This is a genomic window from Vibrio rhizosphaerae (genome assembly GCF_024347095.1).
Classification (GTDB): domain Bacteria; phylum Pseudomonadota; class Gammaproteobacteria; order Enterobacterales; family Vibrionaceae; genus Vibrio; species Vibrio rhizosphaerae.
Genome location: NZ_AP024903.1, coordinates 757,157 through 775,479 on the forward strand (window position 1 = coordinate 757,157; position 18,323 = coordinate 775,479).

13 protein-coding genes are annotated in these 18,323 nt (G+C 47.0%); 9 read left to right on the top strand and 4 right to left on the bottom strand.

The annotated features are described in order from the left end of the window. Positions 1-64 precede the first annotated feature (64 nt). Both ppx and ppk1 read right to left on the bottom strand, forming a co-directional pair. Positions 65-1,567 carry an exopolyphosphatase gene (ppx, locus tag OCV37_RS03510; protein ID WP_038182585.1) on the bottom strand — a complete coding sequence of 501 codons (1,503 nt, stop codon included), beginning with the start codon at positions 1,565-1,567 and terminating at the stop codon, positions 65-67. Continuing rightward, the gene (gene ppk1, locus OCV37_RS03515) at positions 1,551-3,656 is read right to left on the bottom strand and encodes a polyphosphate kinase 1 (RefSeq protein ID WP_038182582.1); all 2,106 of its coding nucleotides are present in this window, start codon (positions 3,654-3,656) and stop codon (positions 1,551-1,553) included. Before ppk1 ends, ppx begins: the two co-directional genes overlap by 17 nt. Before the next feature lie 495 nt (positions 3,657-4,151). Here ppk1 and OCV37_RS03520 point away from each other — a divergent pair, with 495 nt between their 5' ends. Genes OCV37_RS03520 through phoU form a run of 4 tightly spaced genes read left to right on the top strand, consistent with a single transcriptional unit; the run spans position 4,152 to position 9,582 of the window. Continuing rightward, the gene (locus tag OCV37_RS03520) at positions 4,152-6,350 is read left to right on the top strand and encodes an ABC transporter permease subunit (protein WP_038182579.1); all 2,199 of its coding nucleotides are present in this window, start codon (positions 4,152-4,154) and stop codon (positions 6,348-6,350) included. Between the two features lie 17 nt (positions 6,351-6,367). Then, on the top strand, positions 6,368-8,008 hold the full coding sequence (gene pstA / locus OCV37_RS03525) for a phosphate ABC transporter permease PstA (RefSeq protein ID WP_038182576.1): 1,641 nt from the start codon (positions 6,368-6,370) through the stop codon (positions 8,006-8,008). A 2-nt stretch (positions 8,009-8,010) separates the two neighbouring features. Continuing rightward, positions 8,011-8,829, top strand: a complete 819-nt coding sequence (gene pstB, locus OCV37_RS03530; protein ID WP_038182572.1) for a phosphate ABC transporter ATP-binding protein PstB — start codon at positions 8,011-8,013, stop codon at positions 8,827-8,829. Positions 8,830-8,868: 39 nt separating this feature from the next. Next, complete coding sequence (gene phoU / locus OCV37_RS03535) at positions 8,869-9,582, top strand: phosphate signaling complex protein PhoU (RefSeq protein ID WP_038182569.1); 714 nt, start codon at positions 8,869-8,871, stop codon at positions 9,580-9,582. A 116-nt stretch (positions 9,583-9,698) separates the two neighbouring features. Here phoU and OCV37_RS03540 read toward each other — a convergent pair whose 3' ends face one another. Further along, the gene (locus tag OCV37_RS03540) at positions 9,699-10,310 is read right to left on the bottom strand and encodes a peroxiredoxin C (protein ID WP_038182566.1); all 612 of its coding nucleotides are present in this window, start codon (positions 10,308-10,310) and stop codon (positions 9,699-9,701) included. Between the two features lie 190 nt (positions 10,311-10,500). Between OCV37_RS03540 and OCV37_RS03545 the strand changes: the two genes are divergently transcribed. The 3 genes from OCV37_RS03545 to aceA all read left to right on the top strand — a co-directional run bounded on the left by OCV37_RS03545 (position 10,501) and on the right by aceA (position 15,114). Further along, the gene (locus tag OCV37_RS03545; protein ID WP_038182563.1) at positions 10,501-11,406 is read left to right on the top strand and encodes a hydrogen peroxide-inducible genes activator; all 906 of its coding nucleotides are present in this window, start codon (positions 10,501-10,503) and stop codon (positions 11,404-11,406) included. A gap of 562 nt (positions 11,407-11,968) precedes the next feature. Beyond that, positions 11,969-13,606 carry a malate synthase A gene (aceB, locus tag OCV37_RS03550; RefSeq protein WP_038182561.1) on the top strand — a complete coding sequence of 546 codons (1,638 nt, stop codon included), beginning with the start codon at positions 11,969-11,971 and terminating at the stop codon, positions 13,604-13,606. Positions 13,607-13,803: 197 nt separating this feature from the next. After that, on the top strand, positions 13,804-15,114 hold the full coding sequence (aceA, locus tag OCV37_RS03555) for an isocitrate lyase (RefSeq protein WP_038182558.1): 1,311 nt from the start codon (positions 13,804-13,806) through the stop codon (positions 15,112-15,114). Between the two features lie 163 nt (positions 15,115-15,277). Here aceA and OCV37_RS03560 read toward each other — a convergent pair whose 3' ends face one another. Next, positions 15,278-15,745: a CBS domain-containing protein gene (locus OCV37_RS03560; protein WP_038182553.1), complete on the bottom strand. Its 468-nt coding sequence runs from the start codon at positions 15,743-15,745 to the stop codon at positions 15,278-15,280. A gap of 225 nt (positions 15,746-15,970) precedes the next feature. Here OCV37_RS03560 and queA point away from each other — a divergent pair, with 225 nt between their 5' ends. Further along, on the top strand, positions 15,971-17,032 hold the full coding sequence (queA, locus tag OCV37_RS03565) for a tRNA preQ1(34) S-adenosylmethionine ribosyltransferase-isomerase QueA (protein ID WP_038182549.1): 1,062 nt from the start codon (positions 15,971-15,973) through the stop codon (positions 17,030-17,032). 101 nt (positions 17,033-17,133) lie between these two features. Further along, positions 17,134-18,267, top strand: a complete 1,134-nt coding sequence (tgt, locus tag OCV37_RS03570) for a tRNA guanosine(34) transglycosylase Tgt (RefSeq protein ID WP_038182848.1) — start codon at positions 17,134-17,136, stop codon at positions 18,265-18,267. Positions 18,268-18,323: the final 56 nt, after the last annotated feature.

Below are 18,323 nucleotides of genomic sequence, written 5' to 3' on the forward strand. Positions count from 1 at the left end.
TCGAAAGACGATGCCACTGCAACATCGTCTTTCATGCTCTGTGTCTCTCATATTTTGCAGCCGGTTAAAAGATCAATGTCCAGCCGATATTCTCCCAGTACTGTTGTTCGCTGAGTAGATCAGCATGTAACAGCTTGTTGTTTTCTAGCCATTCAGCATCCTGACTGGACAGGGTCCAGACGTTGTCTTCTGCCGTCAGAAAGATCTCCGGGAGTAACTCATCACTTCTTTGTCCATTCAGAACAATTGCCAGCCTGAGAATGCGGATCAGCCGTATGATCTGTTTTCTCTTGTAAAGTGTGAAATCCGGCATTTCATTGAGTTTTAAAGCTTTTCGCTGAAAGCGGGCTAACGTCGAGAGGACCAACTGTTGCTCGCTGTTAAAGCCGGGCATGTTGGTGTAGCGCAGAATATACTCTGAATGACGATGGTATCCTTGCAGACTGATACTGAGACCCACTTCGTGTAACAGTGCCCCCCATTCCAGTAAATCGACCAGTTCATGATCCTGAGCCGAAATCTTGGCATTGGGATTGATCTGCTCAAAAAACTGACGGGCTAAGCCTTTGATTTTGGCTGCGTGTTCTAAGTCAACCCGATGTTTCTGGGCGAGACTCTCGGTTGTTCTCAGACGAATGTCCGAGCACTTAAAACGGTCTTCCATTTCATACAACAGACCTTCTCTGAGTGCACCTTGGGAAAAATGCATCTCTTTGATATTCAGATCTTTTAAAATGGCATAAAGAATCGCGACTCCTGCGGCAAAGACCGGCTTTCTTTCATCATTGAGTCCCTTGATATCCAACTCTTCGATTTGTGTTTTTTCACAGAGTTTGTCAATCAGGGTTTCCAGTCGTTCGATGGTGATGATGCCATCGTCATAACCGATGCCGATTAACACTTCACGGACAGCTTTAATGGTGCCAGATGAGCCGAACGCACTTTGCCAGCCTTTCTTACGATACTGACGGGCGACGGATTCCAGCTTTTGTTGAGCGGCAACAAATGCCTGAGCAAACCGCTTTTTGGACAGTTTGCCTTGGGAGAAGAAACGCTGATTATAACTGACACATCCCATCTGAAGGCTATTGACGAGCTGCGCTTCGAATCCCTGACCAATCACCATTTCTGTACTTCCCCCGCCAATATCAACGACGAGCATCGAGTCTGATTGTGGCTGGGTATGGGCAACCCCCAGATAAATGAGCCGGCCTTCTTCCATGCCCGGAATAATCTCTATCGGGTAGGGCAAAATGGCCCAGGCACGCTCAATGAATTTCTGAGCATTTGCTGCCTGACGTAAGGTATGTGTTGCCGCGATACGAACATTTTCTGGTGCGAATCCTTGAATTCGTTCAGCAAACATCGCAAGACAATCTAACCCGCGGTTGATTGCTTCGGCATCGAGCTTTTTATTATCGTCCAGCCCTGATGCCAGTCGGACACGCTGTTTATGGCGGCTGACCAACTGAAGATCTTGATCGATGACCTGTGCGACCACCATATGGAAACTGTTTGAACCTAAATCAATGGCAGCGATGTGCCGGGGTTCACTCGGTGCTTTCATGAGACTTTACTTCTATTGCTTTTTGCTTGCGTGTTTGTTTTTCGACATTCTTCAGATAGTCGTAAATCGCTATCTGAGAACGTATCTTCTTGCGATTACCCCGGTTAACATATCGGTTACTCATCTCTTTGTCTATCCAACGCGCTTTCACCGTATCGGTAAAGTGAATATTGATAAGGTCGATGATGCGTTTTTTCAGACGCTCATCACGAATTGGTGTGGCAACTTCAATCCGATGATCGATGTTTCGCGTCATCCAGTCAGCAGAAGAGATATAAACCATCGGGTCCCCGTCATTGTGAGTAATGATCACGCGGGGATGTTCCAAAAAGCGGTCCACAATACTGATGATCTGAATATTGTCACTGATGCCTTCTATTCCCGGTACCAGTGAACACATTCCCCGAATGATCATTTTGATCTGAACACCGGCAGTACTGGCTTCATACAGTTTGTTACTGAGCTCTCTATCCACCAGATTATTGACTTTCAAGGTAATGGCGGCTTTTTTATTGGCTCTGGCATTGGCAATTTCATTATCCAACAACTCATTGAGGCGGGCGCGGGAGTTTCGGGGAGAGACAATCAAGTGGCGGAATTTGACCGGGCGATATGGATTTTCAATGTAACCAAACACGCTGCGCACTTCATTGGTAATTTCCGGATCCGCGGTTAACAGTGAAAAGTCGGTATAAATTCTGGCCGTTTTTTCATGGAAGTTACCGGTTCCGATATGGGCATAGCGGATGATTTCTTCTTCCTCTTTGCGACTGATCAACAGCAATTTTGAATGGATCTTGAGCCCTGGTGCACCAAAAATAACGTGTACTCCGGCTTCTGTCAGGATTCTGGACCACTCGATATTGGCTTCTTCATCAAAGCGAGCCTGCAGCTCCACCACAACCGTCACTTGTTTGCCGTTCATGACTGCATGGATCAGGGAATGCATCAATTTTGAATCTTTTGCAACGCGATAAATATTAATTTTGATACTGAGAACTTTGGGATCAAATGACGCCTGTCTGACCAACTCGGTAATATGCTCGAAAGTGTGATAAGGGTAATACAGCAAGATATCTTGCTCTTTGATGGCATCGAAACTGTTGGCGAAACCGAAAAAATCAGCGCACTTAAGCGGCGGCATCGGTTTGTTTTCCAGATAGTTCCGTCCGACATTCGGAAATGAGATAAAATCTTTGAAGTTATGATACCGACCTCCGGGGAGCAGACTGTCATAATTGGAAATTTTGAGTTTATCGCACAGAAACTGCAACATCTCTTTCGGCATGGTATTTTCGTAGACAAAGCGGACTGGCATTGCGGTCAGGCGCTGGCTAAGACCTTCCGACATCTGTTCTAGCAAGCTGTGTTCCACCTCATGGCTGAGGTCATACTCCGCATCCCGGGTCATCTTGATGGCATAACCATTGAGTTGTTCATACTCGAAGAATCCCCGGAAAATATCATCCAGACAATAGCGAATAATATTATCCAGCAACATAATCGTTTTGCGTTGCTTGCCCTTTTGCTCCGGAACCATCACAAACCGGGGGAGGTGATTGGTCGGAATTTCAATCAATGCATAGTGAGAACGCTCATCGGTGTTCAGTTCGACGGCAATGTAGGCATATTCGTCTTTGAGAAATTGCAGCATGTCAGCTTCTTCATTGAGGAGCCAAGGTGTGATGTGCTGAATGACTTCATTTTTGAAATACTTTCTGACCCATTTCCCCTGAAATTCGTCCAGCTGAGTTTCATTGACTAAAAAGATTCGTCTGCGTGCCATCTCCTTGATCAGCTCGTTATAGAGTTCTTCGAATTCCAGATTGAGTTTGAGCGCTTTGCTTTGCATTTTGGAGAGTAGATGTTTGTAGGTGCTGTTGCCGCCATGCGCCCGGTCAATCAGGATTCGCCGTTTAACATCGGCAAAACGAACTTTATAAAACTCATCTAAATTGTTAGAAAAAATTCCCAGAAAACGGATGCGTTCAATGAGTGGTACTGATTTATCGGCGGCTTCCTGAAGAACCCGTTCATTAAAGGATAACCAGCTTAATTCTTTTTCAATATATAACTTCTCAACACTCATACAATCAGACCTTTCATGCAACTCGGGGCAACACATTCAGCAACAGTGAATAAGTCATGATGACGAGTTCACTGTGAATGATCATGCGTGGGATCATGACTGTGAGTCATGGCGTTTATACGCGTAGCCCCTATCATATAAAGTAAATATAACTATCAGTAATACAAAGGAAGTTAGGTGTTTTGTGTTACATTTTTATTTCAAAGTATATAAGACATTTGGTGATTCGTGGTGTTGTCTCGGGATATTGACTCATTTGGTCAAAGGGAACAAACAGAAAAAAGAGCTGACGAATCAATGATAAAATCGGGTGTGCCTGCCACTTGTTATTTCAGGTGGTTAGCGCTTGCTGTAATATAAATGTCACGTCATTGACATATGCTTGTGAGTCGGAGATGGTGCAGCCCGGATCCTCGTCAGCCGGTCATCGGTCGGGGCGGGTGTTATTCTCTGTCAGTATTATTCGTGTCTATCGGTCAGGTCATTAGGACAAACATGCCATACCCTCAGTTTTCTCTTAAAGCAGCGGATAAAAAGCGTCTTGTGAAAGATCGGCTGGTTCGTTTTACCGTTCGTGCCGGCGGTGTCAGTGTGCTGGGGGCGCTGATTTTAATTTTTGTATATCTTATCTGGGTGGCGTTACCACTGTTTTCCAGTGCTGACATCAAGATGTCTTCTGTTCATCCCCGCGTTTCTGGCGCGGCTCAGCCTCCAATCCAACTCGCCGTTGATGACTATGGTCAGTATGTATTTATGCTCGATCATCTGGGGAAAATGACGTTCTGGTCAACTCAGAAAACCGAATCGTCTCCGCTTTGGCAGCAGCAACTTGGTTTCGTACCACAGCAGAGTGCCGTTGTTGGGCATTGGTTTGCTGCTTTAGGTAGCGGGAAACAGCTGGTGATCGGCCGGCCTCAATTTTCCCATCGGCTTCGTGCGGGGGAAACGATTTTTGTCCCGGATTTTGAACCATTAACATTGCCGTCATCACTAAGTGCTGATATTCCTGATCATGTACAGCAGTTGACATTTGCTGTGTCTGCGCAAGCCGTGACGCTGGCATTTACGACTCAAAATGACATGGTGACGGTGCTGTCGTTTGCCCGGGATTCGAGTGATTCGGCGCAGGTGAGAGTCTTTCATTTTCCGGAAAAAGTAGCCGCTGACGCATTACTTTTTTCACCGGATGGTCAGACGTTGTATATCCGGGAAGGTGGCCATCTTGTGATTGCGCTTCGCAATGGTCATACATACTCAGTCAGAGAGGTGGTTGATCTGACCCGGGGTGACGCACAGCGAACGATTGCCCAAATTGTTCTATTGCCGGGAGGCGACTCGTTGTTAGTGCGAGACCAACAAGGTGTTGTGACCCAGTGGTTTGATGTCATTCGCGATCAAAAAAGACAGTTTATGCCTGTTCGCGCATTTAATACCGGTGACCAGACGAGTCTGATCATGACGGATGTTTATCATCAGGGATTTTTCTCATTCCATCATGACGGTCAGGTGCGCAATTATCAGGCGACCAATCATAAGCTGGTGCTGAGTCAAAAGGTGTTCAAACAATCCCCAGACGGGGTCGCATTGTCTGATAATGAAAAATATCTGGTGGCTTATCAGCAGGGACACATCAATCTGGCTCGCGTTGATCTCGGGTATCCGGAGATCTCATTTTCCGCGCTTTGGCAGAAAATATGGTATGAAAACTACCCGGAGCCGGACTATGTTTGGCAGTCAACGTCGGCTTCAGATAGTTTTGAACCGAAGTTTAGTTTGGTGCCGATTGCATTTGGCACGATTAAAGCTGCATTTTATGCGATGATTTTTGCTGTACCGATGGCAATTTTAGCGGCAATTTATACCGCGTATTTTATGTCAGCCCGGATGCGACGTAAGGTCAAACCGACCATCGAACTGATGGAAGCATTACCGACCGTCATTATTGGATTTCTGGCCGGGTTGTGGCTGGCACCGATTTTAGAGCGCCATCTGGTTGCTGCGGTGGTGATGATTATCTTATTGCCGTTGTCGACCATCGTGTTCGGCTTGATTTGGCATTTTTCACCGGAACGATGGCGAAGAACGGTGCAGCGTGGCTGGCACGCTGCGCTTTTAGTCCCGGTACTGGCTGGCGTGATGGTTTTGATGTTGCCCGTTGGTTTTCATCTTGAGACTTGGCTATTTGATGGCGATATTCGCGTGTTTTTGGCGCAATATGGTATCGACTTCAATCAACGCAATGCATTGGTGGTTGGGATCGCGATGGGATTTGCGGTGATTCCGACTATTTTTACCATCGCTGAAGATGCAATTTTCTCGGTCCCGAAACACCTGTCTGACGGGTCGCTTGCGTTGGGAGCGACAACTTGGCAAACCCTCACCCACGTCGTGCTACTGACGGCAAGTCCGGGGATTTTTTCAGCGATTATGATGGGGCTTGGCCGGGCTGTCGGTGAAACCATGATTGTGTTGATGGCCACCGGGAATACCCCGATTATGGACTGGAATATTTTCGAAGGGATGCGAACGCTGGCTGCGACTATTGCCGTGGAATTACCGGAAGCAGAAGTCGGTAGCAGTCAGTATCGATTGTTATTTTTGGGCGCATTACTTCTGTTTGTCTTTACGTTTTTAGTCAATGCGTTGGCTGAATGGATCCGTTTGCGCTTACGGGAAAAATATCGGGCATTGTGAGGTTGGGACTGAATTAAATGATGAATTGGATAAAGTCCGGCTCCCCGTGGATATGGTTAACCGGAGGGGCGGTCAGTTTCAGTTTACTTGCTGTATTAGGGTTGTTACTGCTGATTGGCTGGAAGGGGTTAACCTATTTCTGGCCGACGCCACTATTGTCATGGCAGACTGCGTCGGGGGAGCATTTGGTGGGGCAGCTTTACGACCAAGATACGGTGCTAGCTTCGCATTTGTCCTCGCCAGAGAATAGCAGGCGTGGCAACCAAGGGGATTCAATTACTCGTTTGCATATTAAGATTGCGAACCGGGATATTTATCCGTCAGACTTTATCTCCGTCCTCAAAAGTCAGCTCTCTGAACCCTCAAAACCGCATGGATGGGCCGTGATTGAGCGAGTGCGGGACGGGCAGTTTTTTGGCAAGCCTGTTGGCTATCAACTGGCTGACGGCGTGATGGCGGATAACATTCATGCAGCTTTACAGGCCGGGTTACGTGAGTCTGAGCAGCGCCATCAACAGATTCAAACCCTGATGCATGACAAAGTGCAGGTTTGGAGCCAACAAATTGAAAAACTCCGTTTAGAGAAACGTAAACGGGAACTGAATCATCAGATCGATAGCGCTTATCTGGCACAATATGAACAGCAGAAATCTGCGCTGGAGCAAAAACTTACCACGGTTTCTCAGACGTTGGATGGGTTGCGGGAGCAGCTCAGAATGCAGGCGTTGCTGGTGGTCGATATGCGGGGAGATACCCATCGTATTCCGGTGAGTCAGATTTTGAATATCTGGTATCCCAACGATATGTCTTTGACCGAAAAAATGATTCACTGGGGAAAGCAGGTATGGCATTTTGTGGCGGATAATCCGAGAGAGTCGAATTCGGAAGGCGGGGTGTTCCCTGCGATTTTCGGCACTATCTTGCTGGTGATTATTATGTCTGTCATCGTCATGCCGCTGGGAGTGGTTGCCGCGATTTATTTACATGAATATGCCGGCGAAAATGCTTTAACTCACCTGATTCGCGTGGCCGTGATGAATCTGGCGGGAGTGCCTTCCATTGTTTATGGTGTGTTCGGACTCGGTTTTTTTGTCTATACCATTGGTGGCACCATTGATTCGTTGTTTTATGCCGAGCGTTTGCCTGCGCCGACGTTTGGTACCCCCGGACTACTGTGGTCAGCCTTGACGTTAGCTGTGCTCACATTACCGGTTGTGATTGTCGCGACAGAAGAAGGGTTAAGCCGAATTCCACTCTCTGTTCGTCATGGGTCGTTGGCGCTGGGAGCCACCCAATTTGAAACCATCTGGCGGGTGGTTTTGCCGATGGCAACGCCGGCAATGATCACCGGGTTGATTCTGGCTGTTGCCAGAGCTGCCGGGGAAGTGGCTCCGTTAATGTTGGTCGGGGTGGTGAAAATGGCATCTCGTCTTCCGGTCGATAATGAGTTTCCATTTATCCACTTGGAACGAAAATTTATGCATCTGGGATTCCACATTTATGATGTCGGCTTTCAGACCAGTAATATCGAGGCTGCACGGCCGCTGGTGTTTGCAACATCATTTTTGCTGGTGGCCGTGATTGTGACACTGAATCTGACAGCAATTAGTATCCGGAATAATTTGCGGGAGAAATACAGAACAATGGGACAGGATTAATCATGTTGCCGCTGAATCATACGCTTGGGTTCCAACCATCCATTGATGTGAAACATCTCAGTGATAAACAGACTGCAATTGAGATTGATGATCTCAGCCTGTTTTATCAGGGAACAGTCGCGCTCAGCCATATTTCGATGCGCATTCCCAAGGGACAAGTTACGGCATTTATCGGGCCTTCGGGCTGTGGTAAGTCAACGTTGTTGCGTTGTATGAACCGGATGAATGATTTGGTTGAAGGCTGTCGTGTTGAAGGGAAAGTGACCCTGCACGGTCAGGATATTTACGCACCGGCGGTTGATGTTGCAACGCTGCGCCGACGGGTTGGCATGGTGTTTCAGCGTCCCAATCCATTTCCCAAATCTATCTATGAAAATGTGATCTACGGGCTTCGCCTACAAGGTGTCCGCAATGCCCGGACGTTGGATGATGCCGTCGAACGTTCGTTGCGGGCAGCAGCCCTGTGGGAAGAAGTCAAACATCGTTTACATGAAAATGCATTCGGTTTATCCGGCGGGCAACAGCAGCGTTTGGTGATAGCCCGGGCGATTGCGATTGAACCGGAAATCCTATTATTGGATGAGCCGACATCCGCGCTGGATCCGATCTCGACGCTGACAATCGAAGAACTGATTAATGATCTGAAAACCAAATATACGGTGGTGATTGTCACGCATAACATGCAACAGGCAGCGCGGGTCAGTGATCATACCGCCTTCATCCATATGGGAAAATTGGTTGAATATGCCGATACCGATACTATTTTTACATCGCCGGTGAAAAAACAGACCGAAGATTATATTACCGGGCGTTACGGATGATCGTTCGTCGTTACGTCCATACAACTGAAGAGAGGCTTTATGCAGTTTGGTCGCCATATATCCGGACAGTTTAACGCTGAGCTTGAAGCGATCCGGACGCATGTTCTGACAATGGGCGGATTGGTCGAGCAGCAATTATCCTATGCCATGCAAGCACTGCATAAGCAAGATCTGGAGCTGGCTCGTCAGGTGATTCGCGATGATCACAAAGTCAATGCAATGGAAGTTGCTATTGATGATGCTTGTACCCGGATCATTGCCAAGAGACAGCCGACCGCGAAAGATCTACGCCTGATTATCGCCATTATCAAAACCATCACTGATTTGGAACGAATTGGTGACGTTGCAACCCGAATGGCTCACGTTGCTATCGAGAGCCCGGCTTCGAAAGAACGTCGGTTTCAGGTATCGCTGGAGCCGTTATGCCGTCAAGCCATCGCCATGCTACATCAGGTGTTGGATGCATTTGCCCGAATGGATGTGGAGGCTGCGGCTCAGGTCCATAAACTCGATGATCGGCTGGATTCTGAATATGAAGCGGTCATTCGCCAGTTGATGACTTATATGATGGAAGATACCAAGAATATTCCGCATATCCTGCAAGTGATGTGGTCTGCGCGTGCCATTGAACGTGTTGGTGATCGTTGTCAGAATATTTGTGAATACATCATCTATTTCGTAAAAGGCAAGGATGTCCGTCATCTGGGGGATCAATCACTGGATGATGTGTTAAAAACGGATTCTGAGTCATAAAAAAACCGGAGCATTGCTCCGGTTTTGTTTATCGACTTTACTTTTCATGATTGGGGTAAATCATTCTTTATTTATTATCCAACCACCGACCAGCGTTGAGAACTGGTAAGTCTGTCTTATCTTTTATCTAAATCTGCAGTGTGCTCAGACAGGTAAGCTGCAACACCGTCAGGTGATTCTTTCATGCCTGCTTTACCTTCTTCCCACTGTGCCGGACAAACTTCACCATGTTTTTGGTGGAAGTTCAGGGCATCAACCATGCGCAGCATTTCGTCGATGTTACGGCCCAGAGGCAGATCATTGATGACTTGATGGCGAACAACACCTTCTTCGTCAATCAGGAAAGAGCCACGGAAAGCAACGCCCGCTTCTGGGTGCTCAACATCGTATGCTTGTACGATTTCATGTTTTACATCAGCAACCAGAGGATATTTTACTTCACCGATACCGCCTTTATCTACCGGTGTATTACGCCATGCGTTGTGTGAGAATTGAGAATCGATTGACACACCGATAACTTCAACGCCTTTCGCCTGGAAGTCTTCAAAGCGTTTGTCAAATGCGATTAACTCTGATGGGCAAACGAATGTGAAGTCTAGTGGATAGAAGAAGACAACAGCTTTTTTACCCTTAGTGAACTCTGCAAAGTTGAATGAATCAACAATTTCACCGTTACCGAGAACAGCAGCAGCAGTAAAATCAGGGGCTTTACGACCAACTAGTACCATTTTTTTTGCTCCTAATAATATGAAATTTCCAGACTGTTAAAAACGGCCCGGTCCATGTTTGTTTCCGATCAACTATAGACAAATCCTTGTATAGGAAAAAGAGAAATAAATAGATTAAGTTTATCGAAAAAAACGATGAACTAGGATATGCTAGCGTTTATACAGATTTAACCCCTATATTAATGATTTTATGAATAAATGGCCGAGTTTAAAGCAAATTCATTATTTAGTAACACTGTATGAAACACGCCATTTCAGCGAAGCGGCTGAACGCTGTTTTGTCAGTCAGTCCACCCTGAGTAAAGGTATTCAGACACTGGAAGCGCTCATCGGTTGTCCTTTATATGAGAAAAAGGATAAGAAGAGCCCGTTAGTCTTTACACATGCCGGTGAGCAAGTGGTTCATCAAGGCCGAGATTTACTTGCGAAAGGGCAAGACTTGATTGAAATGGGCAAACTCTGTCAGGGCGATCTCATGGAAGGACAGCTCAGAGTCGGTTGCATCCCGACGATTGCACCGTTCTTATTGGGGGATCTGGTTCAAGAGGTCAATATTCGTTTCCCGAAACTTCATTTATTGTTGCGGGAAGACACCACCACCAACTTATTGCAAGGGTTACGCCACGGAGAGCTGGATGTACTGGTGTTAGCTTTACCGGTGGATATCGGCAATATGGAAAGCCGGATTGTCGGCAAAGATCCCTTCCGCATGATTATCAGTCAGAGTCAGGCTGATCGTATTCCCGTTCCGATTCGTTATGATGACCTGCCCGATGAATCCGTATTTCTGTTAGAGAATGAGCATTGTTTGACTGAGCACGCAGTATCGGCCTGTCAGTTAACGGACAAAGAAAAAATTAACCCTTTCATGGCAACGAGCTTGCACACGCTGGTGCAAATGGTGGCCAACGGATTGGGGACGACGTTTATTCCGCAGATGGCGATTCAACACGGTTTACTGGATAACCAGAATCTGGTGGTGGTTGATCCGCCGGGTCAAAGTGCATTTCGCTTGATTGGTTTAGTCTGGCGGCCAAGCTCTTCTCGCAGTCAGGTCTTTCATCAGTTATCTGAGGTGGTTTCAGAACTCCTTTAGCAGTTGGTCTTAACCAGATATTTATGCTGTGATAAGGCGGTTTTATAGTTCCTTATCTTGATGTGTTGCGTTTTTTTGTAAAATTTTACAGTACCTGCCGATTGAAGCTTTCATAAAATCAAAAATATTCACAATGTCAATTTTACACAAGTCAGCAAGACGTTTGTGGCTGACATGTCGGATCAATTTGAATTAAATCAATAACTACCAACCATTCCCAGAAATATAGCCGTTTATCATCGGGCTTGATTATTCATATTTTTAGTAATTAAATTACGTAATTAAATTTCTTTTTAGGGTTATTCTTCCCACAGTATGAAACTTCGAATTTTGCCTTTTGCGGTGTAAGGGGCTTTCCATTTATCTATTTATTTCCTAGAGTTTACCTAGGTTGAATAAGACTTATGTCTAGTATTCGAAAGGTTGAAAAATGGCTCGAACTGGAACATGGTAGATAGCAGTCAGGAAAAATATCGGATTCGAGTTGTATTTAAATGTTGTTTTAAATTTACAAATGAAATTGACATGTAATGGATGATTTTGATGAAAGAAGAGGGAAGCAATGATGGAACCACTCGCTGATGAACAAACGCTCTCCTGTGAGCAACAAAAAGTGCTGGAACGACTGAACATTCACGGCGATGTGCCTGAAGCACAGGCTTATATTATTTCATCGTCAGCGCAGCTCTTTTTAGCTGAGCTTTGTGCTCGTTTTGCCCCGCATGTCGCCATTTTATTACAACGTCGTATCGAGCGTCAGGAAAGCATCGATCAGGGCACATTGCCTCATTTCCTGCCGGAGACCCAGTCGATTCGGGACGGACAGTGGAAAATTTCAGGGATTCCTCATGATTTGCAGGATCGGCGGGTTGAAATTACCGGGCCGACCGAGCGGAAAATGGTCATTAATGCACTCAATGCCAATGTGAAAGTATTCATGGCTGACTTTGAAGACTCGATGTCTCCGGTTTGGTCAAAAATGCTGGAAGGACAGATTAATCTTCAGGATGCCGTCAATGGCACAATTGGTTATGTACAACCGGAAACCGGTAAGTCTTATCAGTTATGTGATGATCCGGCGGTGTTGATTTGCCGGGTGCGTGGGCTGCATCTGCAGGAAAAGCATGTCACATATGAACAACAACCGATCCCCGGCGCGTTATTCGACTTTGCGCTCTATTTTTTCAACAACTATCGGGCGTTACTGAAAAAAGGCAGTGGTCCTTATTTCTATATTCCTAAACTGCAAAGTCATCAGGAAGCGAAGTGGTGGAGCGATGTCTTTCATTTCACCGAAGATTATTTCGGACTCAATACCGGTACGATCAAAGCGACTGTCTTGATTGAAACACTACCGGCAGTGTTTGAAATGGATGAAATTCTGTTTGCGATGAAAGAGCATATTGTCGGTCTGAATTGTGGCCGGTGGGACTATATTTTCAGCTACATCAAAACATTAAAAAACTATCCGGATCGCGTGCTGCCTGATCGTCAGGTCGTGACTATGGATAAACCTTTCCTCAGTGCTTATTCCCGTCTGCTGATTCGGACTTGTCACCGACGCGGAGCGTTTGCCATGGGCGGCATGGCTGCTTTTATTCCGGCGAAAGATGCAGCACAGAATCGTCAGGTTCAGGAAAAAATTCGTCAGGACAAGCTGCTGGAAGGTACCAATGGCCATGATGGCACATGGGTCGCGCACCCGGGGCTGGCGGATACTGCGATGGCCGTTTTTAACGAAGTGCTTGGCAGCCGGACCAATCAATTGGATGTGATGCGCGAGCATGATGCGCCGATCACTGCGGAAGAATTACTCCAGCCTTGTGAGGGAGAGCGGACTGAGCAGGGGATGCGGCATAACATTCGGGTCGCACTGCAATACATCGAAGCCTGGATTGGCGGGAATGGTTGTGTGCCGATTTATGGTCTGATGGAAGATGCGGCAACGGCAGAAATCTCCAGAACCTCTATCTGGCAATGGATTCGGCACCATAAAACATTGGATAACGGAGAGACGGTCACTAAAGCTTTGTTCGAGCGTTATCTCGCTGAAGAGGTCGAAGTGGTGCGTCAAGAAATTGGAGCTGAGCGGTTTGAGCAAGGACGTTTCAGTGAAGCGGCACAACTTATGAAACGTCTGACGACCAGTGATGCGTTAACGGCATTTTTAACGGTGCCGGGATACGACTATCTGGCGTAAACCGTGAGGAATGCGTTCCGAGTGGGGAGTAACTCGACGCTGGCTTGAACACAGCAAAGCAAGCCGTGGCGAGAGATAAAAATAAGATAAATCAAAACGTGAAACAAGCTTTTCGATATCAACTGTTTAAGACGGGATGATAAAGAAAAGAGAGAAGGATTACCGATATCATTCGGGATAACATGAGGGATAGAATTATGACTCTGACTCGTCGTCAACAAATTGAAGCGTTAGAAAAAGACTGGGCAACCAATCCACGCTGGCAGCATGTGAAACGGACTTATTCAGCCGAGGAAGTTGTTGCACTCCGGGGATCGGTCATGCCGGAATACACCCTGTCACAACGTGGTGCTGACAAACTTTGGTCTCTGGTCAATGGGGAGGCGAAAAAAGGCTATGTCAATTGTCTGGGGGCACTGACTGGCGGACAGGCGGTTCAACAAGCTAAAGCTGGTATTGAAGCCATTTATTTGTCCGGGTGGCAAGTTGCTGCGGATAACAATACGGCTTCAGCGATGTATCCGGATCAATCCCTCTATCCGGTGGACTCTGTACCGGCGGTGGTCAAAAGAATCAATAGTGCTTTCCGCCGAGCTGATCAAATCCAGTGGTCGAATGGTGTCACCCCTGAAGATGAAGGCGGGATCGACTATTTTCTGCCGATTGTTGCCGACGCAGAGGCCGGTTTTGGCGGTGTTCTTAACGCTTATGAATTGATGAAACATATGATTGAAGCGGGTGCGGCCGGAGTTCATTTTGAAGACCAACTCGCATCAGTGAAAAAATGTGGTCACATGGGGGGCAAAGTATTAGTGCCCACTCAGGAAGCCGTGCAAAAACTGATTGCCGCCCGGCTTGCTGCCGACGTGGCTGGTACCACGACACTGGTGATTGCGCGAACCGATGCAAACGCGGCCGATCTGTTGACTTCGGATTGCGATCCTTATGATCAGGATTTTATTATCGGAGAGCGGACCGCTGAAGGGTTCTATCGCGTGAAAGCCGGGATTGAACAGGCAATCTCCCGCGGACTGGCTTACGCGCCTTATGCCGATTTAGTCTGGTGTGAAACTGCCAAACCTGATTTGGAAGAAGCACGGCGTTTCGCTGAAGCGATTCATGAGCAGTACCCGGATCAGCTTCTGGCATATAACTGTTCTCCTTCTTTTAACTGGGAGAAAAATCTCGATGCAGAAACCATTCGTCACTTCCAACAGTCACTCGCTGATATGGGATACCGCTATCAATTCATTACCTTAGCGGGGATTCATAACATGTGGTACAACATGTTTGATTTAGCCCATGCTTACGCGCAGGGCGAAGGCATGCGTCACTACGTTGAAAAAGTTCAGCGGCCTGAGTTTGAAGCGGCAGAACGCGGATATACGTTTGTGGCCCATCAGCAGGAAGTCGGAACCGGTTATTTTGATCGCGTGACCAATACGATTCAGGGCGGTCAATCTTCTGTGACCGCACTGACAGGGTCAACCGAAGAAGATCAGTTCTGAATCTCGAGATGAGCTGGATGATTCACCTTGCCATTTGACTTTGCAATTTACCCCGTCAGGTTGCAAAGAGAGCAGCTTCGGCTGCTCTTTTTTTAGCTAAATCATCAGGTTGTTATGAATATTTAAGTTGTGATAACCGATTCAGTTTGCGTTGTGATGCCCGCTAAAGGGAATCAATCGCATCATCTTCATCGTCAAATTCATCCGGTTCGGCTTCCTCTTGGAGTTCAAGTAAGTTAATTGCAATCGCGACAAAGTCGTTGTCGGTGATAATTCCAACCAAACGTTCATGTTCGATGACCGGAAGACACCCCACTTTATGTTTTTGCATAAACAGCGCACTCTCTTTCAGTCCTGCATCGGGAGAAACCGTAATCATATGTGTATGCATGATTTCTGAGAGCGGATGGGAGAGTAGGATCGTCGAAGGAGAAATATCACGATTCAGACAGGAGTGCTGAGCTTGTAAAATGTCCCTCTGTGAAACGATACCCAGGATTTTCTGGTGCTGATCGACAATCGGAATATGATGGATTTCATATTTTTCCATAAATGCCCGGGCATCTTCTATGGTATGTGTGGGGGTTAGGGTATGTGGATGGCGAGTCATCATGTCTTCAATTTTGATCATAGCGAACTCCTTACTGAAGCGGCAATCATCGGGGGGCGTAAATCCAAGCAGGTGGATACTTTGACTATAGTGATTTCTGCCCGGCAGAGATGAGAGATCGCGACCGATTTCTGGGTTTGATTAAAAAATTATTCCTGATTTGGCCGGAATCCATGGAATACCCTGCCGTCCTCGCTGATTTCCGTATATACTACCGCGCTGCGAATGACTAGACAGAAAAGAGTGATGCAAGTTTCCGATTTTCATTTTGACTTACCCGATGAATTGATTGCCCGGTACCCAAAAGCTGAGCGGACATCGAGCCGTTTGTTGCAACTTAATGGTGAGACCGGCGCTGTTGTTGATGGGACCTTTACCGATGTGCTCGGCTTGGTGCAGCCGGGGGATTTACTGGTCTTCAATAATACCCGAGTTATTCCGGCGAGAATGTTCGGCCGCAAGGCCTCGGGCGGCAAGATCGAGGTATTAGTTGAGCGTGTTCTCGATGAGCACAGCATACTGGCTCACGTCCGGTCGTCAAAAGCCCCTCGTGCCGGTAGTGCATTATTACTGGGAGAAAATGACGAGTATCCGGCCACTATGGTGGCACGTCATGATGCTTTGTTTGAGATTCGTCTGGAGACTGACACGGCGGTATTGGATGTCTTGAATGCCATCGGACATATGCCTTTACCACCTTATATTGATCGGCCCGATGAAGACGCGGATAAAGAGCGTTATCAAACCGTCTATAACCAAAAGCCGGGAGCGGTTGCAGCGCCGACAGCAGGGTTACATTTTGATACTGATTTGCTTGAACAAATTGCGGCAAAAGGGGTCGAAATGGCTTATGTTACGCTCCATGTCGGGGCTGGTACATTTCAACCGGTACGGGTTGAAAACATCAATGATCATCATATGCATGCTGAATATGTTGAAGTTCCCCCGGAAGTTGTCGAAGCGATTGCAGCGACCCGTCAACGTGGCGGCCGAGTGATTGCTGTCGGGACCACATCGGTTCGTTCACTGGAGAGTGCGGCGCATCAGGCACGGAAAAATGGCCAGACGCTAGCGCCTTTTTTTGGCGATACCGATATCTTCATTTATCCGGGATATAAATATCAGGTGGTTGATTGCCTGATCACTAATTTTCATTTACCCGAATCGACGCTGATCATGTTGGTCAGTGCTTTTGCCGGATATGACAATGTGATGGCAGCCTATCGTCATGCTGTGGCGCAACAATACCGTTTCTTCAGTTATGGCGATGCGATGTTTATTGAAAAGCGCAAGCATGAAAGCGCATAAGCGCTATACAAATATCAATGAAGGATGTCTGTGAACCACACATCCAGGAGAAAATTTCTCGTTAGACCGTCAGATTGTTTCTCTGGCACTTTGGAGGCATTGTGAAGTTAAAATTTGAACTGAAAAAGAAACAAGGAAATGCTCGACGCGGGCAGATTACTTTTGAACGCGGGACAGTGCAAACGCCCGTATTTATGCCGGTCGGTACTTACGGCACCGTCAAAGGAATGACCCCTGAAGAGGTCAAAGAAACAGGTGCTGAAATCCTGTTAGGCAACACCTTCCACCTGTGGCTACGCCCGGGGCAAGAGGTGATGAAAATGCACGGTGATCTGCATGATTTCATGAACTGGCAAGGTCCGATTTTGACTGACTCCGGTGGTTTTCAGGTCTTTAGTCTGGGTGATATTCGCAAGATTACCGAAGAGGGAGTCCATTTCCGGAATCCGGTTAATGGCGAAAAAATCTTTATGGATGCAGAAAAGTCGATGGAAATCCAAAAGGATCTCGGCTCTGACATCGTGATGATTTTTGATGAATGTACACCGTACCCGGCAACGCACACGGAAGCCAAGCAGTCGATGGAAATGTCACTGCGCTGGGCAAAACGTTCACGAGACCATTTTGACCAGCTGGAAAACCCCAATTCACTGTTCGGGATCGTACAAGGTGGGGTGTTTGAAGATTTACGCGATGTGTCGGTTGCCGGTCTGACCGATATTGGTTTTGATGGCTATGCTGTCGGTGGTCTGGCGGTCGGTGAACCGAAAGAAGACATGCACCGTATTCTTGAGCATACCTGTCCCCAGTTACCGGAAGACAAACCCCGTTATCTGATGGGCGTCGGAAAGCCGGAAGATCTGGTAGAAGGCGTCCGTCGCGGGATTGATATGTTTGATTGTGTGATGCCGACGCGTAATGCCAGAAATGGTCATTTGTTTGTGACCGGTGGTGTGATAAAAATTCGTAACGCAAAACATAAGACGGATACGACACCCTTAGATCCACATTGCGATTGCTATACCTGTAAGCACTATTCGAAGTCTTACTTGCATCATCTGGATCGCTGCAATGAGATTTTGGGCGCGCGTTTGAACACGATCCATAATCTTCGCTATTATCAGAGACTGATGGCAAGTATTCGTGAAGCGATTGAAGCGGATCGATTTGATGTGTTTGTTGAGGAATTTTACGCTCGCAGAGAGCGTGCGGTTCCGCCACTGGCGAAAGCCTGAATGGACTGCGCCGGCAGATAATCACCAAGTGGTTGAAATTTCAATGGCGCAACCCA